The organism is Halosaccharopolyspora lacisalsi (assembly GCF_014137975.1).
Classification (GTDB): domain Bacteria; phylum Actinomycetota; class Actinomycetes; order Mycobacteriales; family Pseudonocardiaceae; genus Halosaccharopolyspora; species Halosaccharopolyspora lacisalsi.
Genome location: NZ_JACGWZ010000002.1, coordinates 402,675 through 422,462 on the forward strand (window position 1 = coordinate 402,675; position 19,788 = coordinate 422,462).

Annotated in this window: 20 protein-coding genes and 3 pseudogenes; 9 read left to right on the top strand and 14 right to left on the bottom strand. The window is 70.0% G+C overall.

Annotated features, from left to right (window positions below; translation table 11 throughout):
• Positions 1-37 precede the first annotated feature (37 nt).
• Positions 38-829 (bottom strand): aminoglycoside adenylyltransferase family protein, encoded by a 792-nt coding sequence (locus FHX42_RS09640; RefSeq protein ID WP_182543889.1) that lies wholly within the window; start codon positions 827-829, stop codon positions 38-40.
• Positions 830-935: 106 nt separating this feature from the next.
• Here FHX42_RS09640 and FHX42_RS09645 point away from each other — a divergent pair, with 106 nt between their 5' ends.
• Entirely contained in the window at positions 936-1,271 is a 336-nt protein-coding gene (locus tag FHX42_RS09645; protein ID WP_182543890.1) for a hypothetical protein, read from the top strand.
• A 246-nt stretch (positions 1,272-1,517) separates the two neighbouring features.
• Here the strand turns inward: FHX42_RS09645 and FHX42_RS09650 are convergent.
• The 7 genes and pseudogenes from FHX42_RS09650 to FHX42_RS27745 all read right to left on the bottom strand — a co-directional run.
• Positions 1,518-1,939, bottom strand: a pseudogene (locus FHX42_RS09650) (organic hydroperoxide resistance protein).
• 122 nt (positions 1,940-2,061) lie between these two features.
• Positions 2,062-2,619: a TetR/AcrR family transcriptional regulator gene (locus FHX42_RS09655; protein ID WP_182543891.1), complete on the bottom strand. Its 558-nt coding sequence runs from the start codon at positions 2,617-2,619 to the stop codon at positions 2,062-2,064.
• Positions 2,620-2,621: 2 nt separating this feature from the next.
• The gene (locus FHX42_RS09660) at positions 2,622-3,314 is read right to left on the bottom strand and encodes a type 1 glutamine amidotransferase domain-containing protein (protein WP_182543892.1); all 693 of its coding nucleotides are present in this window, start codon (positions 3,312-3,314) and stop codon (positions 2,622-2,624) included.
• 147 nt (positions 3,315-3,461) lie between these two features.
• Entirely contained in the window at positions 3,462-4,673 is a 1,212-nt protein-coding gene (locus FHX42_RS09665; protein WP_182543893.1) for a GDSL-type esterase/lipase family protein, read from the bottom strand.
• Positions 4,674-4,857: 184 nt separating this feature from the next.
• On the bottom strand, positions 4,858-5,121 hold the full coding sequence (locus FHX42_RS09670; RefSeq protein ID WP_182543894.1) for a hypothetical protein: 264 nt from the start codon (positions 5,119-5,121) through the stop codon (positions 4,858-4,860).
• 378 nt (positions 5,122-5,499) lie between these two features.
• Positions 5,500-5,835: a hypothetical protein gene (locus FHX42_RS26565; RefSeq protein WP_235987155.1), complete on the bottom strand. Its 336-nt coding sequence runs from the start codon at positions 5,833-5,835 to the stop codon at positions 5,500-5,502.
• Positions 5,836-6,206: 371 nt separating this feature from the next.
• Positions 6,207-6,671: pseudogene (locus FHX42_RS27745) on the bottom strand (SLATT domain-containing protein); the annotation flags it as partial.
• On the opposite strand from FHX42_RS27745, the gene FHX42_RS09685 reads away from it, so the two are divergent.
• A complete protein-coding gene (locus FHX42_RS09685) occupies positions 6,649-6,849 on the top strand; it encodes a hypothetical protein (protein WP_182543897.1) in 201 nt (66 codons plus the stop codon). The pseudogene FHX42_RS27745 and the gene FHX42_RS09685 overlap by 23 nt on opposite strands.
• Before the next feature lie 115 nt (positions 6,850-6,964).
• On the opposite strand, the gene FHX42_RS09690 is transcribed toward FHX42_RS09685, so the two are convergent.
• Together FHX42_RS09690 and FHX42_RS09695 are read right to left on the bottom strand one after the other, a co-directional pair.
• On the bottom strand, positions 6,965-7,588 hold the full coding sequence (locus FHX42_RS09690) for a protein-L-isoaspartate(D-aspartate) O-methyltransferase (RefSeq protein ID WP_182543898.1): 624 nt from the start codon (positions 7,586-7,588) through the stop codon (positions 6,965-6,967).
• 81 nt (positions 7,589-7,669) lie between these two features.
• The gene (locus tag FHX42_RS09695) at positions 7,670-8,170 is read right to left on the bottom strand and encodes a MarR family winged helix-turn-helix transcriptional regulator (RefSeq protein ID WP_182543899.1); all 501 of its coding nucleotides are present in this window, start codon (positions 8,168-8,170) and stop codon (positions 7,670-7,672) included.
• A 157-nt stretch (positions 8,171-8,327) separates the two neighbouring features.
• On the opposite strand from FHX42_RS09695, the gene FHX42_RS09700 reads away from it, so the two are divergent.
• Positions 8,328-9,266 carry an NAD(P)/FAD-dependent oxidoreductase gene (locus FHX42_RS09700; protein WP_182543900.1) on the top strand — a complete coding sequence of 313 codons (939 nt, stop codon included), beginning with the start codon at positions 8,328-8,330 and terminating at the stop codon, positions 9,264-9,266.
• Between the two features lie 25 nt (positions 9,267-9,291).
• Here FHX42_RS09700 and FHX42_RS09705 read toward each other — a convergent pair whose 3' ends face one another.
• Positions 9,292-10,734: an amidase gene (locus FHX42_RS09705; protein ID WP_182543901.1), complete on the bottom strand. Its 1,443-nt coding sequence runs from the start codon at positions 10,732-10,734 to the stop codon at positions 9,292-9,294.
• Positions 10,734-11,714, bottom strand: coding sequence for a D-2-hydroxyacid dehydrogenase (locus tag FHX42_RS09710; protein WP_182544237.1), 981 nt, complete (start codon positions 11,712-11,714; stop codon positions 10,734-10,736). The genes FHX42_RS09705 and FHX42_RS09710 overlap by 1 nt, the downstream gene beginning before the upstream one ends.
• A 174-nt stretch (positions 11,715-11,888) precedes the next feature.
• On the opposite strand from FHX42_RS09710, the gene FHX42_RS09715 reads away from it, so the two are divergent.
• From FHX42_RS09715 to FHX42_RS09730, 4 genes are all read left to right on the top strand, one after another.
• Positions 11,889-12,383: a DUF3830 family protein gene (locus FHX42_RS09715; protein WP_182543902.1), complete on the top strand. Its 495-nt coding sequence runs from the start codon at positions 11,889-11,891 to the stop codon at positions 12,381-12,383.
• Positions 12,384-12,398: 15 nt separating this feature from the next.
• Positions 12,399-13,157, top strand: a complete 759-nt coding sequence (locus FHX42_RS09720; RefSeq protein ID WP_182543903.1) for a maleate cis-trans isomerase family protein — start codon at positions 12,399-12,401, stop codon at positions 13,155-13,157.
• 152 nt (positions 13,158-13,309) lie between these two features.
• On the top strand, positions 13,310-14,068 hold the full coding sequence (locus tag FHX42_RS09725) for a maleate cis-trans isomerase family protein (RefSeq protein WP_182544238.1): 759 nt from the start codon (positions 13,310-13,312) through the stop codon (positions 14,066-14,068).
• A gap of 12 nt (positions 14,069-14,080) precedes the next feature.
• A complete protein-coding gene (locus tag FHX42_RS09730; RefSeq protein ID WP_407926225.1) occupies positions 14,081-14,761 on the top strand; it encodes a GntR family transcriptional regulator in 681 nt (226 codons plus the stop codon).
• 99 nt (positions 14,762-14,860) lie between these two features.
• Here the strand turns inward: FHX42_RS09730 and FHX42_RS09735 are convergent.
• Positions 14,861-15,322: pseudogene (locus tag FHX42_RS09735) on the bottom strand (MOSC N-terminal beta barrel domain-containing protein); the annotation flags it as partial.
• Positions 15,323-15,544: 222 nt separating this feature from the next.
• Positions 15,545-17,023 carry an NAD-dependent succinate-semialdehyde dehydrogenase gene (locus FHX42_RS09740; RefSeq protein ID WP_182543905.1) on the bottom strand — a complete coding sequence of 493 codons (1,479 nt, stop codon included), beginning with the start codon at positions 17,021-17,023 and terminating at the stop codon, positions 15,545-15,547.
• A 130-nt stretch (positions 17,024-17,153) separates the two neighbouring features.
• Between FHX42_RS09740 and FHX42_RS09745 the strand changes: the two genes are divergently transcribed.
• Positions 17,154-18,404, top strand: coding sequence for an aspartate aminotransferase family protein (locus FHX42_RS09745; protein ID WP_182543906.1), 1,251 nt, complete (start codon positions 17,154-17,156; stop codon positions 18,402-18,404).
• 103 nt (positions 18,405-18,507) lie between these two features.
• Positions 18,508-19,731, top strand: a complete 1,224-nt coding sequence (locus tag FHX42_RS09750) for a cation:proton antiporter domain-containing protein (protein WP_182543907.1) — start codon at positions 18,508-18,510, stop codon at positions 19,729-19,731.
• Positions 19,732-19,788 lie beyond the last annotated feature (57 nt).

The following is a 19,788-nucleotide window of genomic DNA, read 5'->3' on the forward strand; positions in this document are numbered from 1 at the left end:
CATCGTCGGGCGGGGAAACCGGTACCGGCACCATCCGTCAGTGATCCCCGGGGGCACGCCCAGCGCTCCGGTCGCCTCCGGTCATCCGTTCGATCACGCGGGTGATGTGGTCGACGCAAGGGCGCACGTCCGCGAGGAGGTCCTGCCAGTGCTCCTCCTGCTCTCCGCGGTGGACGGCCCGCGCGCGGTCCAGCACGGGTCGGTGCTCGGCGGGGAGCCGCCCCAGTGCCCAGTCGGCCGCCGCCTCCTTGGAACTGATCGTTCCGGTGGTCAGAGTCGTCCAGATGCGGGCGAGCGTGAGGACGACATTGCGCGTGTCCGAGGCGAGCTCGGCACGCAGGTCCGGCACGCCGGCAACGAGCGCGCGCTCGAGATCCTGCCAGGGGACGGGATCGAGCACGTCCTCCGGCAGGGGACCGACCAGCGGGCTGCTGTGCTGCCGCACCATCGTGAGCAGTAGCGCCAGATCCGGATCTCTCGTCGGCGTCGGGGTATCACCGCGCACGAGCTCGTCCCGCAGCCATTCGCCGTACTGGAACTCACAGCGCGGCGGGTACCGCCACGGGCGGACATCGGACTCCACGACGAGCGTCAGCTCGATGGGCCGGGCCGCGCCGCGCCGCGGGTACGCACCGGAGACACTCAGCAGACCATCGACGAGTGCTCGCCGTTGCCGGGGTGCCGTGCGCCGCCGCGCCACGACCAACACGTCGACATCGCTGTGCGGGCCCAACCCGCCCTGCACGGCCGACCCGTACAGATACGCCCCCACGATCTCCGCACCGAGCACGTCGCGCACGACGCGCACGCTGTCCTCGTCCTGACGCACCAACACGCTCCTTCACCCCACACGGACGGATGACCACTGCCACGTAAGCGGTGGTCGCGCGAAATCGGCTTGCCGGTACGAGGTGGCCCGCTCGTAGGATTCCGGCATGAGCGGCACCAGCAGCGTCACCGAGCTGGTCGAGGACAACCGACGACACTGGGACGAGCGGGTTCCGATCAACACCGCGAGCTCGTTCTACGATCTCGACGGATTTCGCACCGGTGCCGAGGACCTCGACCAGTTCCAACTCGACGAACTCGGCGACGTCATCAGCGCCGTCGCCGGATCCGGACTGCGGATCGAGTTCGTCCACGAACACGACACGATCCCGTTCCCGCGTTACGGCGCGCTCGTCACTGACGGTACGCGCTTCCACTACCTCGACCACTCCGCACGCCTGCCACTGATGTACTCGCTGGCCGCCACCGCTCCCGCCCGGTAGAGCCCCGAACGAGCCCGCCACGAAGTCGAACGGGCGAGAGGTCTCGTGATCGGCAGCATCAGCCTGCTCGGGCCAGCGGCTGATGGCGCTGTCGAGGTCGGCTACGTCGCCGTGGCTTCGCGGCGCGATGACAACCCGATACCGCACCAGCCGTAGTCCCCACCGGGGTACGGCGAGGCACCAGTGGTCCGAGCGTCCGCGCTCAGCGCGGACGCTCGGACCCACCGACGTCCTCCGCTGCGGTTGTCAGGCGACCTGCAGGTCGATGTCGACGTTGCCGCGGACGGCGTTGGAGTACGGGCAGGTCCGATCTGCTTGTTCGACCAGCTGTTGGGCCTGTTCGTGGCCGAGTCCGGGCAGGGAGACGGTCATGCTCACGTTCAGGCCGTAGCCACCGTGCGCGTCGGGCCCGATGCTGACCCCGGTGGTCACCGACGAACCCGAGATGTCGACCTTGGGCCGGCGGGCCACGAGTTGCAGGGCGCTGTGGAAGCAGGCGGAGTAGCCGGTGGCGAACAGCTGTTCCGAGCTGGTCGCCGCGCCGCCGGGACCGCCGAGTTCCTTCGGCACCGCCAGGTCGAGGTCGAGCACCCCGTCCGAGGACCACCAGGTGTGCCCCCGCTTCCGGCGCCGGTGGCGGTCGCTTCTGCCGTGTAGAGCGCTGTCATGAGATCTCCTCGCTCGTTCGGTGCGGGCTTTCCTGCGGTGCCGTACAGGCGCGTCGCCGGCCCGGCCGGAGTTGGGCCGTGCCCGGGGCAGCCGGACGAGCATCTCGCCGGTGTTCGTCGGATCAGTGGCCTCGGGCCGGCATCCCCGGCAGCCCGGCCAGGAAGGACTCGGTCGCGGGGCCGAGCAACCGCCTGGCGTCCGGATGCGATTCCAGTCCGACGACCAGTGCGATCGAGATGTCGGCGGCGTCCGCGGGGGCGATCCCGGTCAGCCCGGCGTCGGTGAACACGTCGGTGAGCAGGTGTTTGAGCCGGGTGGTGAAGTCGGCGCAGATGTCGCCGTAGAGGCGGGCCTTGGCGTCGAGCAGCTCCGCGGCGTGCGCGGAGTCCCCGGCGAGGTCCAGGACGAGGTCCAGCTTGGCGGTCAGGACGCCGTGCACGCGCTCGGCCGGGTCCCGGTCGGTGGCGGCCACCTCGGCGGCTTGCGCGAGCGTCCGGTGGTGCAGGCGCTCGACAAGCCGCCGCACGGCGTCGTCCTTGCTGCGGACGTACTGGTAGACCGCTGACCTGGACACGCCCACGGTGGTGGCGATGTCGTCCATGGTGGTGCGCCGGATGCCGTAACGGGTGAGGCACTCGTAGGTGGCATCCAGAATCTCGGTCAGCCGGTCGCTTGCCACGGTCAGCCCAGTGCCTTGACGACCTCGGCGGCCAGCGGAGCCGACGAGGCGGGGTTCTGCCCGGTGTACAAGTTGCGGTCGACGACCACGTTCGGCGCCCACGGCTGCCCCTCGGAGAACTCGGCCCCCAGGGCGATCAGCCGGTCCTGCAGCAGCCACCGAGCCTTGTCGGCCAGTCCGGCCTGGGACTCCTCGGTGTTGGTGAACCCGGTCACCCGGTAGCCGGCGAACGGAGAGCCCTCGCCGGTGTCGGTGGCCAGCAGCGCGGCGGGGGCGTGGCAGACCACGGCCAGCGGCTTTCCGGAGGCCAGGGTATCGGTGAGCAGCCGCGCCGAGTCGCCGTTGACCGCCAGGTCCTCCATCGGGCCGTGGCCGCCGGGGTAGAACACCGCCGCGTAGTCGGCCGAGTTGACCTCTTCCACCTTGACGGGGTCGTGCAGCTCGGTGGCCGAGTTCAGCACGGAGATGACCTCGTCGGCACCGTCCTGGCCACCGTTGACCTCCGGGGCGAGGCTGCCCTTGTCGACTGTGGGCACGACACCACCGGGGGTGGCCACCACGATCTCGTGCCCGGCGGCGGTGAACGCCTGGTACGGCGCCGTGAACTCCTCGCCCCAGTAGCCGGTCGGGTGCTGGGTGCCGTCCGCCAGCGTCCAGTAGTCGACGCCGGTCATCACGAACAGGATCTTGGCCATGAGGGACTCACCCTTTTCGGAACGGCCGCCTCACGGGGTGCGGCACTTGGCGAACTGACAATCTACATGCAATCTGTCAGATCTGACAGATGCAACTGTAGTCTCGCCCCCCACGGGACCGTCAATGGGGCCTGCCTCTCATGGATTTCAGTCGTGCTGGGCGGAGAACGGTCCGCCGCTGCCGAAGGCCAGCTCGGTGAAGCGGTCGCCGATGCGGCGGTGCGCGGCGGGGTCCGGGTGGAGCCGATCGGGCAGCGGCAGCTCGGCGAAGTCCGCCTCGCCGTAGAGGTCGCAGCCGTCGAGATAGGACAGAGTGGGGTCATCGGCGGCCCGCTGCTCGACGACGCGGGCCAGTTCCTCCCGGATGACGCTCAGCGTCAGCTTCCCGGCGGCGCGTTCGGCGGGGTCTCCGGTGGCCCGGAACCGCAGCTGCCCGTCGCCGAAGTCCACGGCTCCGGGGCCGGGGGTGTCCTCGTGGATGGGGCAGTACAGGGGCGAGACGACCAGCAGCGGCGTGGTGGGATGGCCCTCGCGGATGGTGTCGAGGAAACCGTGCACGGCCGGGCCGAAGGCGCGCAGCCGCATCAGGTCGGCGTTGACCAGGTTGATGCCGATCTTGACGCTGATCAGGTCCGCGGGGGCGTCCCGCACGGCGCGGGCGGTGAACGGGTCGAGCAGCGCGCTGCCGCCGAATCCGAGGTTGACCAGTTCCACCCCACCGGAGGAAGCGGCCAACCCCGGCCAGGTCGTGGACGGGCTCGCCGCGTTCGAACCGTGACTGATCGAGCTGCCGTGGTGGACCCACACCCGACGGTCCCCACGCGGTGCGGCCTCGACGGGAGCGTCAGTGCGCAGCGCGACCAGCTCGGTGATCTCGGTGTGCGGCAGCCAGATCTCGACGTCCTTGACGCGGGCGGCCAGCTCGGCGAACCGGACCGTGCCGACCGGGCCAGGTTGGGTTTCGGCGCCCCCGGTGGCCATGTCCAGCAGCAGGACCTTGCCGCCGGTCGTGCCGGACTGCCCGGCGAGTTCGCCGTCGACGAGCAGGTCGTACACGCCGTCCGGGCGGGGCGGGATGTCCCGGTAGCCCACCTTGGTGCGCAGCGTGTCCAGCTCGACGGCCGTGGCCCGGGTGCGAAACACCAGCCGCACGCCGGAGGGTTGGGACTCGGCCATGGCCAACTGCCCGTCGGGGCACTGCGCGCGAGCCCGGGCGGGCAGCCGGTGCGGCAGCACGCCGTGCTCGGTGCGCTCCAGTTCGAGCGCGCCGCGCAGGAGGTCTTCGGTGATGGGCGTGGAGATCCACTCCGTCGCCCGGGGCGTGGTGGAGTCGGGGATGCTTTCGTGCTGATGGTTCACAAGCCCAGCCTGTCAACCGGATTCGGTGATCCGCACATCCTTTTCCCGGCCCACACCCCGTGCCGCCACGCCCACTCGACTGTCGTGGGCGTGGTGGTGCGGGGGCTGCGCAGCCCCCGCACCACCACGCTTCGGGGTCGAACCCGGTGGTTACCGCGACCGGCCGGCGGCAAGTCCTACCGGGTCAGGAGGAGGATCCGCCGTCACCGTGGCCCCAGTTGCACTTGTGCTGGCGCACGTTGTTCCACCAGTCGCCGTTGGGTTCCCGGTCGGACTCCAGAGTCCAGGCCGGATCGTTACCGGTGAAGTTGCCCAGGGCATGGCAATCGAACTGATGGCGCAGCGTCTTCGGGTTCGGGAAGGTCACACAGTTCCGCAGATCGCTCCGGGCCGGATTGACCGGTGGCTTGGGCCCCTTGATCTCTGGCACCAGATTGACCTTGAACATGCCGCCGTCCGAGTTCGGGTCACGCTCGCTTTTTTGATCAAGAGGCTGCCGCGGGAACGCCGGCCCTGGTTCGGTGGCAGCCGAGTGGCCTCCGCTCCCACCGCTTCCGGGCCCGTACCGGCCGTGGGCTCGGCCGGCTGGGCCACGGCCGGTCCCGCCCCCAGCGAGGAGGCGACCAGGGCGGTGCTCGCGACCAGCGCGAACCGTCTGACAGGGCTGGTGGCGGTCGCGTGCGTACTCCTCTCGCCTCCGTTCCCAGCAGACACAGCGTCGTTCGCTGTTGCGGTTCACGGTGCCGCAGAACCGATCCCTGTTCGGTGGGTTCGACGACGTATCACTCGAGCGAGGGACGATCTGATCGCGAACAGCATCGCCGCCTCAGGACTCCGGCCTGCCGTGGCCGCGGGGTGGCGGGATCTCGGTACGGCCGGTCGCGGTGTCGTGCCGCACGCGCGGAGCCGCGGGAAACACCCGGTCCCGAGGCAGCCGGTCACGGAACTGATGACGGATGAGCTCGGCATCGGACACGGTCCAGGTCACCACGATCTCGCCATCGCGAAGACCTCCGCCGGTCTGGTCCAGCCAGCGGACCGCGTGGCGCACCACCAACGCGTGCCGGGCCTCTCGCTCGGCCAGTTGGGCAGCGATGGCACACAGGTGCCGCCAGCGCTCGGGGTCGAAGTGGTCGGTGTGGACAGTGGTCTGCACGGACATTCGGCACTCCCGGTGATCAGACGACCACGTCCAAGTGAAACCGAGGTCGAGCACGCGGGAATACCGACAAATGGGCCCGATCCCGAGCGAACGCGGGACCGGCGGAGTGAAGGTGATACCCGAGGTCGGCTCAACCTGGTGCAGGTCCACGAGGTCTGACGGATTCCGGGAACTCGGTGGCTCCGGTCAGCGCGGCTGTGGCTCTCTTCTCGTACCCGTGGTGTGGGGATGTCCGAACGACAGGCGGTCCGGTGAGGTCGCTGCTCGGGGAAGCGCGATGCCGAGGTGGGACCCGGAAGTGCCGGGTCACTCGTCGTGTGACGAACACCAGGTGCTGTGCTCACGACTGATCGCAGCGCTGGAGCCTGCTCCCGGGGCAGGGAGAGATCGTGGCTGGCAACGATGTAGGCCTGCGAGACGGTGGTGTGCTGCAGGGCCGCCGACCAGGCGACGAACGCGACCACGGTGGTGGCGATGATTCCGGCGGGGTCGAAGGAGACCACTCCGAACGCCTTGGTCAGCGCTTCCACCACGCCGGCGATCTCGAACAGCAGCACCAGTGTCTGGTAGCGACGGGCTCGACGTCGGTGGAACAGTGCCTTGTTCGCGTACCAGCCTGCTGGTCGGTGATCCGCCCGGTCAGGTAGCTGCGCCTGCGGTCCGGTCGGCAGCGCGCAGCTCGCGCATGTGTGCACTGAGCGCGGGTGCTCCGGTCGGCACCAGTCGCGAAGTCGGGAGATCACGTTGCAGGGCGGCCAGCCGCTCGGTGAATACCCGGTCGGCCTCGATCGACGACAGGGACAGCGGAGTGAAATGCGGCTGCTCGGTCTGTTCACCCTCCTGCTGGGCGGGATCTTCGGGATGCGCGTGCTGGTGGGAGGCGGGGGTCGGCCGGTTTCGCTCGACCGTTCCCAGGTGGTCCGGTTGTTCGGCGGTTGGGAACGCGTGGTCGCTACCGCTCCCGCCGGGCTGATCGACTCGGGTGCTGTGACGGTCTCGACCGCGCGACGGTGAAGGGAATCAGCTACTTCGACATCGGGGTCCCGAGGTATCCGTGCCGATGCGCCGCGGACGGATCAACGTGCCCCGCCGACCAGCCACGACCGCCGCGTCGGCGACCGGGCCGCGCTTACGACTCGTCGGTGACCAGCGGTACGAATCCGACCGAACTCAGTGTTTCCCGGCGGCCGTGGCGCAGCCGGACGAGGTCACCGAGACCGCCGTGCCCCACCGGGCACACCAGCGTGCCGTCCGGACCGAGCTGCTCCAGCAGGGGCTGGGGGATCTCCTCGGCCATGGCGGTCACCGAGATCCCGTCGAACGGGGCGCGGTCGGGTGCCCCCCGGGCACCGTCTCCGTGGCGGACCTCGACGTTGTCGTAGTCCAGCTCCGCCAGCGTTCGTCGGGCTCCTTCGGCGAGGTCGGCATGGCGCTCGACGCTGGTCACCCGGCGGCAGCACCGTGCCAGGACCGCGGCGGCGTAGCCGCTGCCCGTGCCGATCTCCAGCACGTTCTCGGTCCCCGAAGGATCCAGCGCCTCTGCCATCAACGCCACGATCCAGGGCACCGAAATCGTCTGTCCCGAGCCGATGGGCAGCGGCTGGTCGGTGTAGGCCTCGGGGACCAGCTCGGGGTCGACGAATCGTTGCCGGGGCACCTCGGCCATGGCCTCGAGCACGTACCGGTTGCTGATGCCGCCCCGGCGCAGGGAATCGACCATGTCGGATCGCCGCGCCCGCTCGTCGCCCGCCATCGTGGCCTCCCCTCGCGTGCTCTCGGAAATACCCCGGGTCGTCGACGGTAGTCGCAGCCGGGCTGCTGGGCATCTCCCGCGCTACGTCGAGGTGTCGTCGATCCGGGACTCCATCACCTCGGCGAAACGGGTCAGCGCATCGACGACGCGTTCGCGATCCTGCCCGAGGCCGGCCAGCAGTCTCGCGTGGGCTTCGAGCTCGCGGGGGAACAGGTCGTCGATGACGTCCTGACCGGTGCCGGTCATGCTGATCAGTGCGGCGCGTCGGTCCGCGGGGTTGACCGAACGCGTGATGAGATCGCGTTTTTCCAGCTTGCCCAGGGTTTTGCTGACTCCCGCCCGGGACATGCCGAGGCGGGAGGCGAGGTGGTGGGCGGTGACCGGTTCCGCGTTGTAGCGCAGCGGCACGAGCAACTCCACCTCGGCCGCGGTCAGTGCCGCACCGTCGTAGAGCGGCTCCACCGCCCGGTCGAGCAGGGCTGTGATGCGCTTGACCAGCGCCACGACTTCCATGGGGGAGGTGTCCAGTCCGGGGTGGTGCTCACCCCAGAGCTGCTGGGTGCGTGACTGAAGAGGGAGCATGATCACCAATTTTGTTAACTAGCGAACTACTTGTTACTTTTTCAGCGTAGCCCACTGTCCGGTCGGGACGAACGAGAGCCTCACCGAAAACACCCGCGTTCGCCCCGACAGACAGCAGCGCCCGTCGACGGCGGGCACGACTGTGGAGGTCATCGACATGGAATACGACGCGATAGTGGTCGGGGGCGGTGCGGCCGGGCTGGCCGCCGCGACGATGTTGGCCCGCTCCCGCCGTCGGGTGGTGGTGGTCGATGCCGGCGAACCTCGCAATGCTCCGTCCGCACACCTGCACGGTTTTCTGTCCCGGGACGGATCGTCACCGTCCGAGCTGCTCGCGGCCGGTCGACGCGAGGTGACCGGCTACGGCGGACAACTGCTCCAGGACCGGGTGCGCGACATCGGGCACATCGACGAGCACGGCTACCTCGTGCGCTTGGACGGTGGAGGCGAGCTGACCACACGCGGGGTGCTGGTGGCCACTGGGCTGCGCGACGTGCTCCCCGACATCCCCGGTGTGCGCGAGCGGTGGGGAAACGACGTGCTGCACTGCCCGTACTGCCACGGATACGAGGTGCGCGACGCGCCGATCGCGGTGGTGGGCGGCGACAATCGACCGTTCACCCTGCACCAGGCGTCGCTGGTGCGGCAGTGGTCGGACGACGTGGTGTTCTTCCCGCACACGATCACCCTGACCGAGGAGGAACGGGAGCGGTTGCTCGCCCGCGGGATCCACATCGTCGACGGTGACGTGGCGCGGGTGGCCACCGACGGAGGCCGACTGTCCGGGGTGGAATGCGCCGACGGTCGGGTGGTGCGGCGGGAGGCGGTGTTCGTGGGTCCCCGCTTCGTGCCGCACGACGAACTCCTCACCGGCCTGGGGTGCGCGCTCGGCGACGACGGGTGGGTGGTCACCGACACCACGGGCCGCACCAGCGTGGACGGGATATGGGCGGCCGGCAACGTCGTGGACTCACCGGCCCAATTGAGCAACGCCGCCGGTGCGGGATCGACCGCCGCCACAGCGCTCAACCACCGTTTGCTGGCCGACGACGTCGAACGAGCCCTCACCGACCACCGCGCGGCGCACCTCGGCTGACCGTGAGAGTGGTGGCGAAGCGGTTTCAGACGGTCGCGGCGGGACGGTTCCAGGGGCGGGCCCGTTCGAAAGCGCGGGCGGCCCTCAGGACGCGGGCGTCGCTGTGGCGGGGTCCCACGATCTGGAGACCGACCGGGAGACCGTCGGACGTGAAACCGCAGGGCACACTGGCGGCCGGTTGCTGGGTCATGTTGAACGGATAGCTCAGCGGAGTCCAGCCGGTCCAGCGTGGCGTGGTGGATCCGGCCGGTACTTCCGCGTCGGCTTCGAAGGCCGGGATCGGCACGGTGGGGGTCAGCAGCAGGTCGTAGGTCTCGTGGAAGGCCCCCATGCGCTGGCCGAGCTTCATGCGGGTGTCGGTGGCCTCCAGGTAGTCCTGAGCGGAGTAGTCCAGACCTTGACGGCAGACCTGGGCCAGGCCGGGGTCCAGCAGCTCCCGTTGGGCGTCGGTGAGGTGGTCGGTGGATTTGGCGGCACCGGAAAACCACAGCACGTGGAAGTCCTCGACAGGATCGTCGAAACCGGGGTCGGCCCGCTCCACGCTCGCCCCCGCCTCCTCGAAGGCCCGCACCGCCTCGGCGACGATCTCGGCGATCTCGCTGTCCACGGTGGCGAAACCGAGGTCGGGACTGTAGGCCAGCCGCAGGCCGCGCACCCCGGCGTCGAGACCCTCCACGAAGGATCCGCTCGGGGGCGGCAGGGCCGACCAGTCCCGACTGTCGGGTTCGCACAGCACGTCCATCATCAGGGCGGTCTCGGTCACCGTGGTCGTCATCGGACCCGCGTGCGCCAAAGTGCCGAACGGACTGGCGGGATAGTGCGGAATGCGGCCGTAGGTGGGCTTGAGGGTGCAGATCCCGCAGAACGCGGCGGGAATGCGCACCGATCCGCCTCCGTCGGTGCCGATGGCCAGCGGGGCCATCCCGAGCGCGACGGCCGCGGCCGCACCGCCGCTGGACCCACCGGCGGTGCGGGTGGTCTCCCACGGGTTGCGGGTGGCACCGGTCAGCGGGCTGTCGGTCACGCCCTTCCACGCCAGTTCCGGGGTGGTGGTCTTGCCGACGAAGACCGCGTTGTGCTCACGCATCCGTGCCACGGCGGGAGCGTCGACGGTCCAGGACTGGTCGGGGCACACGGTGCGGGACCCGCGCAGGGTGGGCCAGTCCCGGGTGAGGAAGATGTCCTTGATCGAGGTCGGAACCCCGTCGAGGCGCCCGACCGACTGTCCGCGCTGCCACCGCCGCTCGGAGTCCCGTGCCTGCAGCAGGGCGTGCTCGCCGTCGACGAGGCAGAAGGCGTTGACGGCCGGATCGGCCTCGGCGATGCGCTCCAGCGTGGCCTCGGTGGCCTCCACCGGGGACAGCTGCCCGGACGCGAAGGCCTCCAGCATCTCCGTGGCGGTCAGGTCCGCGGCCGACGGTGTCGTGACCGGGGTGGGGGTGGTGCTCGGTGCCGTGGTCTCGCTCATCAGATGCTCTCCGATCCACTGACGTAGCCGCGATGTTTGTCCACGACGTTGCGCAGCCGGTCGTCGGCGGCGTAGCCGGCCAGGTTCGTCGTGAACAGGGCGACCAGCTCCTCGGTCCACCCGAGCGTGTCGCCGGACATGTGCGGGGAGACGAGCACGTTGTCCATCTCCCACAGGGGGGAATCCTCGGGGAGCGGTTCGACGTCGAAGACGTCCAGGGCCGCTCCGGCGATGGTGCCGGCGACCAGGGCCTCGACGAGGTCTTCCTGAACGACCAGCTGGCCGCGCCCGACGTTGATCAACCGAGCACTCGGCCGGAAACGCGCCAGCATCTCGGCATCGATCATCCCGCGGGTGCTCTCGGTCAGGGGAGCGGCCAGCACCACGTAGTCGAACTCGCCGACGACCTCGTGCAGCGCCTCGGAGGCGTGCACGTAGCCGAAGTCGGGGTCCTCGGCGCGGCTGGTGCGTCCGGCTCCGACCACCGACAGCCCCGCCGCCGACAACTGGGTGGCGATGGCCCGCCCGATCGGACCGGTGCCGACCACGAGCGCCTTCTTGCCCTCGATGCGCTCGGTCTCGCGGTGCTGCCAGCGCTTGTGGTCCTGCAGCCGCACGCTGGTGTGCAGGTCCTTGGCCAGGGCCAGCACGGTGGTCAGCACGTACTCGGCCATGGGGCGGTCGAAGATGCCGCGGGAGTTGGTCACCACGACTTCGGAGTCCCGCAGCGCGTCGAACAGCAGCCGATCCACTCCGGCGCTGGCGACGTGGATCCAGCGCAGCTCGTCGGCGGCGGAGAAGGCCTCGCTCACGGCCTCGGACAGGAAGTGCCAGACGAACAGCACGTCGGCACCGCCAAGTGACTCGGCGAGCGTGTCCTCGGTGGCGTAGCGCACGGTGGCCAGCCGCTCGACGTCGGTCATCGCGGGCGGGTGGTTTCCATCGTGCAGGACCACGACGGTGGGAGAGCTCGCGTTCATGCCTGCCTTCGCGTTCGCGGGAGCGTGTTCGGTGGTGCGGACGACGACGCCGGTGGCCCGGGGTATTGACACGCTACGAAGCACTCGTAGGATTGTCAACAATCAGCCGACCCGGCCGCGTCCGGCCGGTGTGGCGGTACTTCTGTCTCCGCGTCGAAACGGACACCCTCACCGATGACCAGGTACTTGTCGATCACGTTGCAGCACCGTGACGTGACGTGCGTGGCCGAACTGCTGGACAAGGACGCCCCCCGAACCTGCGAGGCGGTCTGGCAGGGGCTTCCCCAGGCCGGCCCGGTCCACCACGCCAAATACGCGCGCAACGAGGTCTACACGATGGTGCCCCGCTTCGCGGGCGCCGAACCCGGCCAGGAGAACCCGACGGTGACCCCGATCCCCGGTGACCTCGTGTACTTCTCCTTCGACGGGGGGATGCTCGACCGCGAGTTCAAGGAGGAGAAGGACCTCCAGGACCTGTCGGGCGTCATCGATCTGGCGATGTTCTACGGCCGCAACAACCTGCTGATCAACGGTGACGTCGGGTGGGTGCCCGGCAACGTCTACGGCGCGGTGGTGGAGAACCTGGCGGCCTTCGCCGAGGCCTGCCACGACGTGTGGCGCAGCGGCAGCGTCGGGGAACGTCTGATCTACCAGCGGCACTCGGGCTAGGCGAGGGAAAGGAGGATGCCACCCGAAGGACTGGACACGGTGTGGGGACCCGAACCCCAACGGGGCGTGGGAGTGGTCGCCCCCTTCGACCTGGGACTGGACCGGGAACTGTGGCGATGGGTGCCCGGCAACGTCTCGCTGTACCTGACCCGCACGGCGTTCGTGCCGGTGCCGGTCACCGTGGAGATGGCCTCGATGATCAGCGATGAGGCCTCCGTGCACGGTGCCACCCGTGACCTGCTGGCACCCGAACCGGAGGTGGTCGCCTACGCGTGCTCCTCGGGGAGCTTCGTCCACGGCGCCACCGGGGAGCTCGGGCTGCGCCGGGTGATGCGCGACGCGGGAGCCCCCGCCGCGGTGACCTCGTCCGGGGCGTTGGCGGAGGCGTTGGAGGTGCTGGGGGTGAGCCGGCTGGCGATCGCGACCCCCTACGTGGCCGCGGTGACCGAGTGCCTGCACGGTTTCCTGGGCGAGTACGGCGTGGAGGTGGTCTCCAGCGTGGGGCTGGGTCTGCTCGGCCAGATCTGGAAGGTCACCTACAACCAGGTGGTCGACATCGTGCGCTCGGCCGACCGCGTCGAGGCCGAGGCCATGTTCATCAGCTGCACGAACCTGCCCACCTACGACATCATCGCCTCTTTGGAACAGGAGCTGGGCAAGCCCGTGCTCACGGCCAACCAGGTCACCATCTGGGCGGCCCTGCGCCGCATGGGGGTCACGGCCGTGGCGCCGGACCAGGCGTTGATCCGGGCGCTGCCCGCTTCCGCGGCGTAGGACTCACCGATTACGAAAAAGTGTCGCCCTTTCGGGTGTGCGGTCTACAGCGGGTAACATTGTCAACAATCGACCACCCGCGTGGCGAGGGCCGCGTCCCCACCGGGGCGGACCAGGCGACAAGGAGGACACCCGTGGCACACACTGCGGGAATGCTTTACCCGGGGTACAGCGCCGAGGACGACTATCCCACTCTCGAAGGCCTGCTCGGGGAAGGCGTCCGGCTGCCCCTGGTGCACACCCTCATGCGGCATGACGCCCACCGCGAGGACGCGCTGCTCGACGTCGGCGGCTCCGACGTGCTGGCCACCGGCGCCCGCCGACTGCTCGACCACGGCGTCGACTCGGTGGTATGGGCCTGCACCAGCGGAAGTTTCGTCTTCGGCTGGCACGGAGCCCAACAGCAGATCCGGCAGCTGCGGGACGTCACCGGAACGGCGAGCTCGAGCACCTCGTTCGCGTTCGTGCATGCCGCGGCCTCCCTCGGCCTCACCCGGGTCGCCGTGGCCGCGACCTACCCCGACGACATCGCCGAGCGCTTCGCCGGGTTCCTGCGCACCGCCGACATCGAGGTCCTGAGCCTGGCCAGCCGCGGCGTGGTCACCGCCGCCGAAGTGGGCACCCTCGGCCGTGAACAGGTGCTGGAGTTCGCGGCCGCCCACGACCACCCCCGGGCCCAAGCGCTGCTGATGCCCGACACCGCCCTGCACACGGCGGCCTGGCTCGACGATCTCGAAGCCCGGTTGGGCAAGCCCGTGCTCACGGCCAACCAGGTCAGCGCCTGGGAAGGCCTGCGCCTGGCCGGCCACGTCGAGACGCACTCCGGCCTGGGCGCCCTGTTCAGCCGGGGTGGTCACGTCGAGGTCGAAGCGGTCGAGACCGGAACCCTCGCGGACTCAAGGAGATGGTGAACCGTGCTCGGAATCGAGGAGCACAACCACCCCGGCGAACTGGAGCCGGTACAGCGCAAGTCCACGGCCGCGATCGTGGCCGACCAGCTGCGCTCGGCGATCATGTTCGGTTCGCTGCCCCCGGGCAGTCAGATGGGCGAGGCCGAACTGGCCACGCGCCTGGGCGTGAGCCGGGGACCCCTGCGGGAGGCCATGCAACGGCTGGTTCAGGAAGGACTGCTGCACAGCGAGCCGCACCGGGGTCTGTTCGTGGCCACGCTCGACGCCGCCGACGTCCGCGACCTCTACACCGCCCGCCTGGCGGTGGAGAGGTCGGCCTGCGAGCAGATCGTGCGGCACCACCGCGTCGAGGCGGTTGCCGAGCTCTCGGCCGCGCAGGCACGGATGGTTTCGGCGGCGAGCAAGGGTGACCGCGTCGAGCTCACCGACGCCGACCAGGAGTTCCACGAGACCCTGGTGCGGGTCTCGCGCAGTCCCCGGCTGCAGCGCATGGCCCAGACGCTGCTGGTGGAAAAGCGGATGTGCCTGACGGCGTTGCAGGACAAGTATCCGGCCGACAAGCAGGCCCTGGTCGACGAGCACCGGGGACTCGTCGACGCCATCGAGGCCGGTGACGAGCAGCTCCTGCTGGCACGGTTGACCGAGCACATGAACGACGCGCTGGACCGGCTCAACGGATCGCTGCCCCGGTGAGGCGGGATACATTTCGGACGGTCCCCACGTCGGCACCGTCACCTCGTCACCGACCGAGAGCCTGCCCGCGCCGGTGACGACGATGTTCGGCCGGAAGCGACTCGCGGGAAGTGGCACGGACCCGGTGGCGAGCCTGCGGTTGAGCGAGTCCAGGGAGGACTCCGACAGGAGGTGTATCGGGCAGCTGTCGGCGTAGCCGGACCGTCCCGGCGTGTGGCCGCCGGTGATCCGGTCGTGCTCCGGTGGGACTCGGACCAGTCTGCTCCCGGCTCCGAGGGTCCGCGAAAGCCACTCGGCCACCACATCACCTTGGTCGATCCCCCGGTAGGCAGTACCGAACGGAGTGACGCCCCGACGGGGCCCGGTGGTGTCGACATCGACCTCGACCGAGCCGGTGCCGGGGGCGCCGAGGACGAGCCGGGTGCCCTCGGCGTCGATGTCGGGACGGATCGACGCCATCCGTGGATGCGTGCGCTGCGTCCGGTGGGCGCCGTCCTGGCCGATCACCATGAAACTGCGGTCGTGTTCGAGCCCGGTCGTCGTCACCGTGGAGGTGGTCACCGCGACCCCGGCACATCCCTTGACGGGTAGCAGACCAGATCGGCGACGCGCGGTGCGGGCCCTCGCGGTGGCTCCGCGGCCGGGGACGGTTCATCTCGCCGTGCGGCAGCGTACGAAACGGCGCGGACAGTGGTCAACGCTGCCGGGCCCCGAGTCGGGGCCGCGGCGTGCCGACGGTGTGGTCTCGCCGCGCGGCGAGACCACACCGGAACGGTGGAAGCCTCACAGACCGCCGACGGCGACGTACTTGGTTTCCAGGAACTCCTCGATGCCGATCTTGCCGCCCTCGCGTCCCAGACCGGATTGCTTGACCCCGCCGAACGGGGCGGCCGCGTTGGAGACCACACCCTGGTTGAGCCCGACCATGCCGGTGTCCAACGCCTCCGAGATCCGCAGCCCGCGTTGCAGGTCCCGGGTGTAGAGGTAGCTGACCAGGCCGTACTCGGTGTCGTTGGCCTCGGCGACCACGGAGGACTCGTCGGTGAAGGTGGCGATCGGTGCCACGGGCCCGAAGATCTCCTCGCGCCGCAGCCGGGCGTCGGTGGGCACCTCGGTCAGCACCGTGGGCTGGTAGAAGTGCCCCCGGGTGTCGTCGCGCTCGCCGCCGAGGACGACCTTGGCGCCGCGTTCGACGGCGTCGGTGACCAGTTCGTCGACCTTGTCCAACTGGCGGGCGTCGATCAGCGGGCCGACCTCGATCTCGTCGCTGACGCCCCGGCCGATGCGCAGTGCGCTCATCCGCTCGGCCAACCGCCGGGAGAACTCCTCGGCCACGTCGGCGTGGACGTAGAAACGGTTGGCCGCGGTGCAGGCCTCGCCGACGTTGCGCATCTTGGCCAGCATCGCCCCATCCACGGCCGCATCCAGGTCGGCGTCGTCGAACACCAGGAACGGGGCGTTGCCCCCCAGTTCCATGGACGTCTTCAGGACCTGCTCGGCGGACTGCTCGATGAGCGTGCGGCCGACGGCCGTGGAACCGGTGAACGTGAGCTTGCGGGCACGTCCGTCGCGCAGCATCGGCTCGGTGACCTGACCGGCGCTGCTGGTGGTGACGACGTTGAGGACCCCGTCGGGCAGGCCGGCCTCCTCGAGGATGGCCGCCAGCGCCAGCATCGACAGCGGGGTCTGCTGGGCGGGCTTGACGACCATGGTGCAGCCCGCCGCGATCGCGGGCCCGATCTTGCGGGTGCCCATGGCCATCGGGAAGTTCCACGGAGTGATCAGCACCGCGGGCCCGACCGGCTGGCGCATCACCAGAAAGCGGCCGGTACCACTGGGTGAGACCGCGTAGTCACCGTCGATGCGCACGGCTTCCTCGGAGAACCAGCGGAAGAACTCGGCGGCGTAGGTGATTTCGGCGCGGGACTCGGCCAGCGGCTTGCCCATCTCCAGGGTCATCAGCAGCGCGAGGTCCTCGTGGCGCTGTGTGATCAGTTCGAACGCCCGCCGCAGGATTTCCCCGCGCGCCCGCGGGGGGTGCTGTGCCCAGCTGTGCTGGGCGTCGTCGGCGGCGGCCAGCGCGGCCAGCCCGTCGTTGGCGGTGGCATCGGCGACCGCGCACAGCCGCTGCCGGTTCGAGGGGTCCTCGACGTCGTAGGTGCTGTCCGTCTCGGCGGCACACCACTTCCCACCGATCAGTAGCTGCTTGGGCACGGCCTGAACGACGGTGTCTTCGCCGGAGAGTTGTTCGGGGGAGTTCATGGTCGGTATCGCCCCTTTCGGGGGTCGGCGGTGGACACGGCGCGACTGTGATGGTTGCATGTCCGCAGAGATTGTCAACAATCATACAGTTCGTGTCGCCGGTTCCGTGCGGCACGGTTGGGAGCCGATCATGGCCGAACTTTCCCCGGCCCTCAAACAAGCCACCCCGGTCGTGGCTGCCCGAGGCGAAGGGGTCCACCTCTACGACGAGGACGACCGGCCCTACCTCGATTTCACGGCCGGGATCGGCGTCACCAGCACCGGCCACTGCCACCCCAGAGTGGTGGAAGCGGCCCAACGCCAGGTGGGCACCCTCATCCACGGCCAGTACACGACCGTGATGCACCGTCCGCTGCTGGAACTGACCGAACGACTCGGCGAGGTGCTGCCGACCGGACTGGACCGGATGTTCTACCTCAACTCCGGCAGCGAAGCCGTCGAGGCCTCCGTGCGGCTGGCCCGGCAGGCCACCGGTCGTTCCAGCATCATCGCCTTCCAAGGAGGGTTCCACGGCCGCACCATGGGTGCGGGCGCGTTGACCACGTCGGGAACCAAGGTCCGCGCCGGCATCGGGCCGATGATGCCGGGGGTGACGTTCTCCCCCTTCCCCGAGTCCTACCGGCACGGCTGGTCCCAGGAGGAAGCCGTGCGTTTCGCGCTGGCCGAACTCGACCACGTGCTGGCCACCACGTGCGCCCCGGCCGACGCCGCCGCGTTCATCGTCGAACCCGTCCTCGGCGAGGGCGGCTACGTGCCGGCGCCACCGGAGTTCCTCGCCGGGTTGCGGGAACGCGCCGACCGGCACGGGATCCTGCTCATCGCCGACGAGGTCCAGACCGGCGTGGGCCGCACCGGCCGGTTCTGGGGCCTCGACCACGCCGAGGTCGCCCCCGACGTGCTCATCACCGCCAAGGGCCTGGCCAGCGGCTTCCCCCTGTCGGGGATCGCGGCCTCCCAGCAGCTGATGTCGCGGGCATGGCCCGGGTCCCAGGGCGGGACCTACGGCGGCAACGCCGTGGCCGCCGCGGCCGCGATCGCCACGCTCGACGTCATCGCCGAGGAAGGCCTCGTCGACAACGCCGCCGAACAGGGCCTGCGCCTGCAGGAGGGACTGCGCAAGGTCGCCGCCGGACACCCCGCCATCGGTGACGTGCGCGGTCGCGGGCTGATGATCGGCAACGAGTTCACCACCGCCGACGGGCAGCCGGACACGGCCACCGCATCCCGCGCGCACCAGGCCGCCGCCGAGCGCGGTCTGCTGCTGCTGACCTGTGGCCCCCACGGCAACATCGTGCGCATGATCCCCCCACTGGTGGTCACGGCCGACCAGGTCGACGAGGCCGTGACGCTGTGGGAGCAGGCCGTGACCGCAGCCACCTGACCCGCGGGCAGGCGCGGCTACCCGGGGGCGCGCCCCGCGGTGACGCGCCGCGCGGCGTGGCATCGCGATGCGCGGTCTCACCGTGATCGTGCAGGGTGGGCCGATGACCCTGCTCCTGGTATTCGGTCTGTCCCTGCTGGTGTCGGTACTGGTCTCGGGGCTGGCCGCGCGCACGATACTGTCCACCTCGCTGCTGTTCCTGCTGGCCGGCGCGGTGGTCGGCGGTGGCGGCCTGGGCCTGGTCCCGCTGACCCCGGACAGCCCGATCGTCTCGACAGCCGCCGACATCGCCCTGTTCACGGTGCTGTTCACCGACGGCACCAAGCTGCGGCTGCTGTCGGGCACGGGCACCACCTGGAAGACCCCCGCCCGCGCCCTGGGCTTCGGGATGCCGCTGAGCTTCGGGTTGGTCACGCTGCTGACGCACACCCTGACCGACCTGGACTGGACCGCCTCCGCGCTGGTCGGCGCGGTACTGGCTCCCACCGACCCGGTCTTCGCCTCGGCGATCGTGGGACGCAAGGACGTGCCGGACCGGCTGCGCCGGCTGCTGTCGGTGGAAAGCGGCCTCAACGACGGGCTGGCCCTGCCCGTGGTGCTGATCCTGCTGGCCAGCACCGGCCACACCGTGGCGGGGGAGGCGACCTCGGTGCCGATGGTGCTGCTCGAGCTGGCCGGGGGACTGGTACTGGGGGTACTCGCCCCGCTGGTGGCCGGAGGGCTGGTTCGGCTTCCCCGGCTCGGTGCCACCCCCCGGTTGCAGCCGCTGGGGCCGCTGGCCGTCGGTGTCGCGATCTACGCGGCCAGCGACCTCACCCACGTCAACTCCTACCTCGCCGCGTTCGTAGGCGGGGCCGTGCTGGCCGGCATGAGCCCCCGTTCCCAGCAGGCCTTCGAACAACTCGGTGATCAGCTGTCCGAACTGGCCAAGTTCGCCGCCCTGCTGGTGTTCGGGGCCCTGCTGACCCCGACCCTGTTCGGCGACGTGGCGATCACCGGCTACGTCGTGGCGGTGCTGACGCTGATCCTGGTGCGCCCGGTGAGCCTGGGCGTGTCCCTGCTGGGCAGCGCGCTCCGGCGGCGCGAACTGCTGGCCGCGTCCTGGTTCGGGCCGAAGGGCTTCGCCTCGGTGGTCTACGGACTCCACGTGCTGCACTCAGGGACCCCGCAGGCCGAGCAGGTCTACCAGCTGGTGGCGGTGACCATCGCCCTGTCGATCGCGGCGCACAGCAGCAGCGACGTCCCCGTCGCACGCCTGTTCCACGTGGAGGACGTCGCCAACGTTCCCCCCAAGGACTCGTCGGAGTCGAACGACGACCGTGCGTGACTTTCACGCCATGAGCTGCTCCGATGGTGGCAATGTCGACAGGGTGGGCGACGCGCC

Coding starts and splice junctions, on each gene's coding strand:
- FHX42_RS09645 (WP_182543890.1), top strand. CDS start 936: ATGAGCGGCACCAGCAGCGTCACCGAGCTGGTCGAGGACAACCGACGA.
- FHX42_RS09660 (WP_182543892.1), bottom strand. CDS start 3,314: ATGGCCAAGATCCTGTTCGTGATGACCGGCGTCGACTACTGGACGCTG.
- FHX42_RS09670 (WP_182543894.1), bottom strand. CDS start 5,121: ATGTTCAAGGTCAATCTGGTGCCAGAGATCAAGGGGCCCAAGCCACCG.
- FHX42_RS26565 (WP_235987155.1), bottom strand. CDS start 5,835: ATGTCCGTGCAGACCACTGTCCACACCGACCACTTCGACCCCGAGCGC.
- FHX42_RS09685 (WP_182543897.1), top strand. CDS start 6,649: ATGCGGCTGCTCGGTCTGTTCACCCTCCTGCTGGGCGGGATCTTCGGG.
- FHX42_RS09690 (WP_182543898.1), bottom strand. CDS start 7,588: ATGGCGGGCGACGAGCGGGCGCGGCGATCCGACATGGTCGATTCCCTG.
- FHX42_RS09695 (WP_182543899.1), bottom strand. CDS start 8,170: ATGCTCCCTCTTCAGTCACGCACCCAGCAGCTCTGGGGTGAGCACCAC.
- FHX42_RS09700 (WP_182543900.1), top strand. CDS start 8,328: ATGGAATACGACGCGATAGTGGTCGGGGGCGGTGCGGCCGGGCTGGCC.
- FHX42_RS09705 (WP_182543901.1), bottom strand. CDS start 10,734: ATGAGCGAGACCACGGCACCGAGCACCACCCCCACCCCGGTCACGACA.
- FHX42_RS09710 (WP_182544237.1), bottom strand. CDS start 11,714: ATGAACGCGAGCTCTCCCACCGTCGTGGTCCTGCACGATGGAAACCAC.
- FHX42_RS09715 (WP_182543902.1), top strand. CDS start 11,889: ATGACCAGGTACTTGTCGATCACGTTGCAGCACCGTGACGTGACGTGC.
- FHX42_RS09720 (WP_182543903.1), top strand. CDS start 12,399: ATGCCACCCGAAGGACTGGACACGGTGTGGGGACCCGAACCCCAACGG.
- FHX42_RS09725 (WP_182544238.1), top strand. CDS start 13,310: ATGCTTTACCCGGGGTACAGCGCCGAGGACGACTATCCCACTCTCGAA.
- FHX42_RS09740 (WP_182543905.1), bottom strand. CDS start 17,023: ATGAACTCCCCCGAACAACTCTCCGGCGAAGACACCGTCGTTCAGGCC.
- FHX42_RS09745 (WP_182543906.1), top strand. CDS start 17,154: ATGGCCGAACTTTCCCCGGCCCTCAAACAAGCCACCCCGGTCGTGGCT.
- FHX42_RS09750 (WP_182543907.1), top strand. CDS start 18,508: ATGACCCTGCTCCTGGTATTCGGTCTGTCCCTGCTGGTGTCGGTACTG.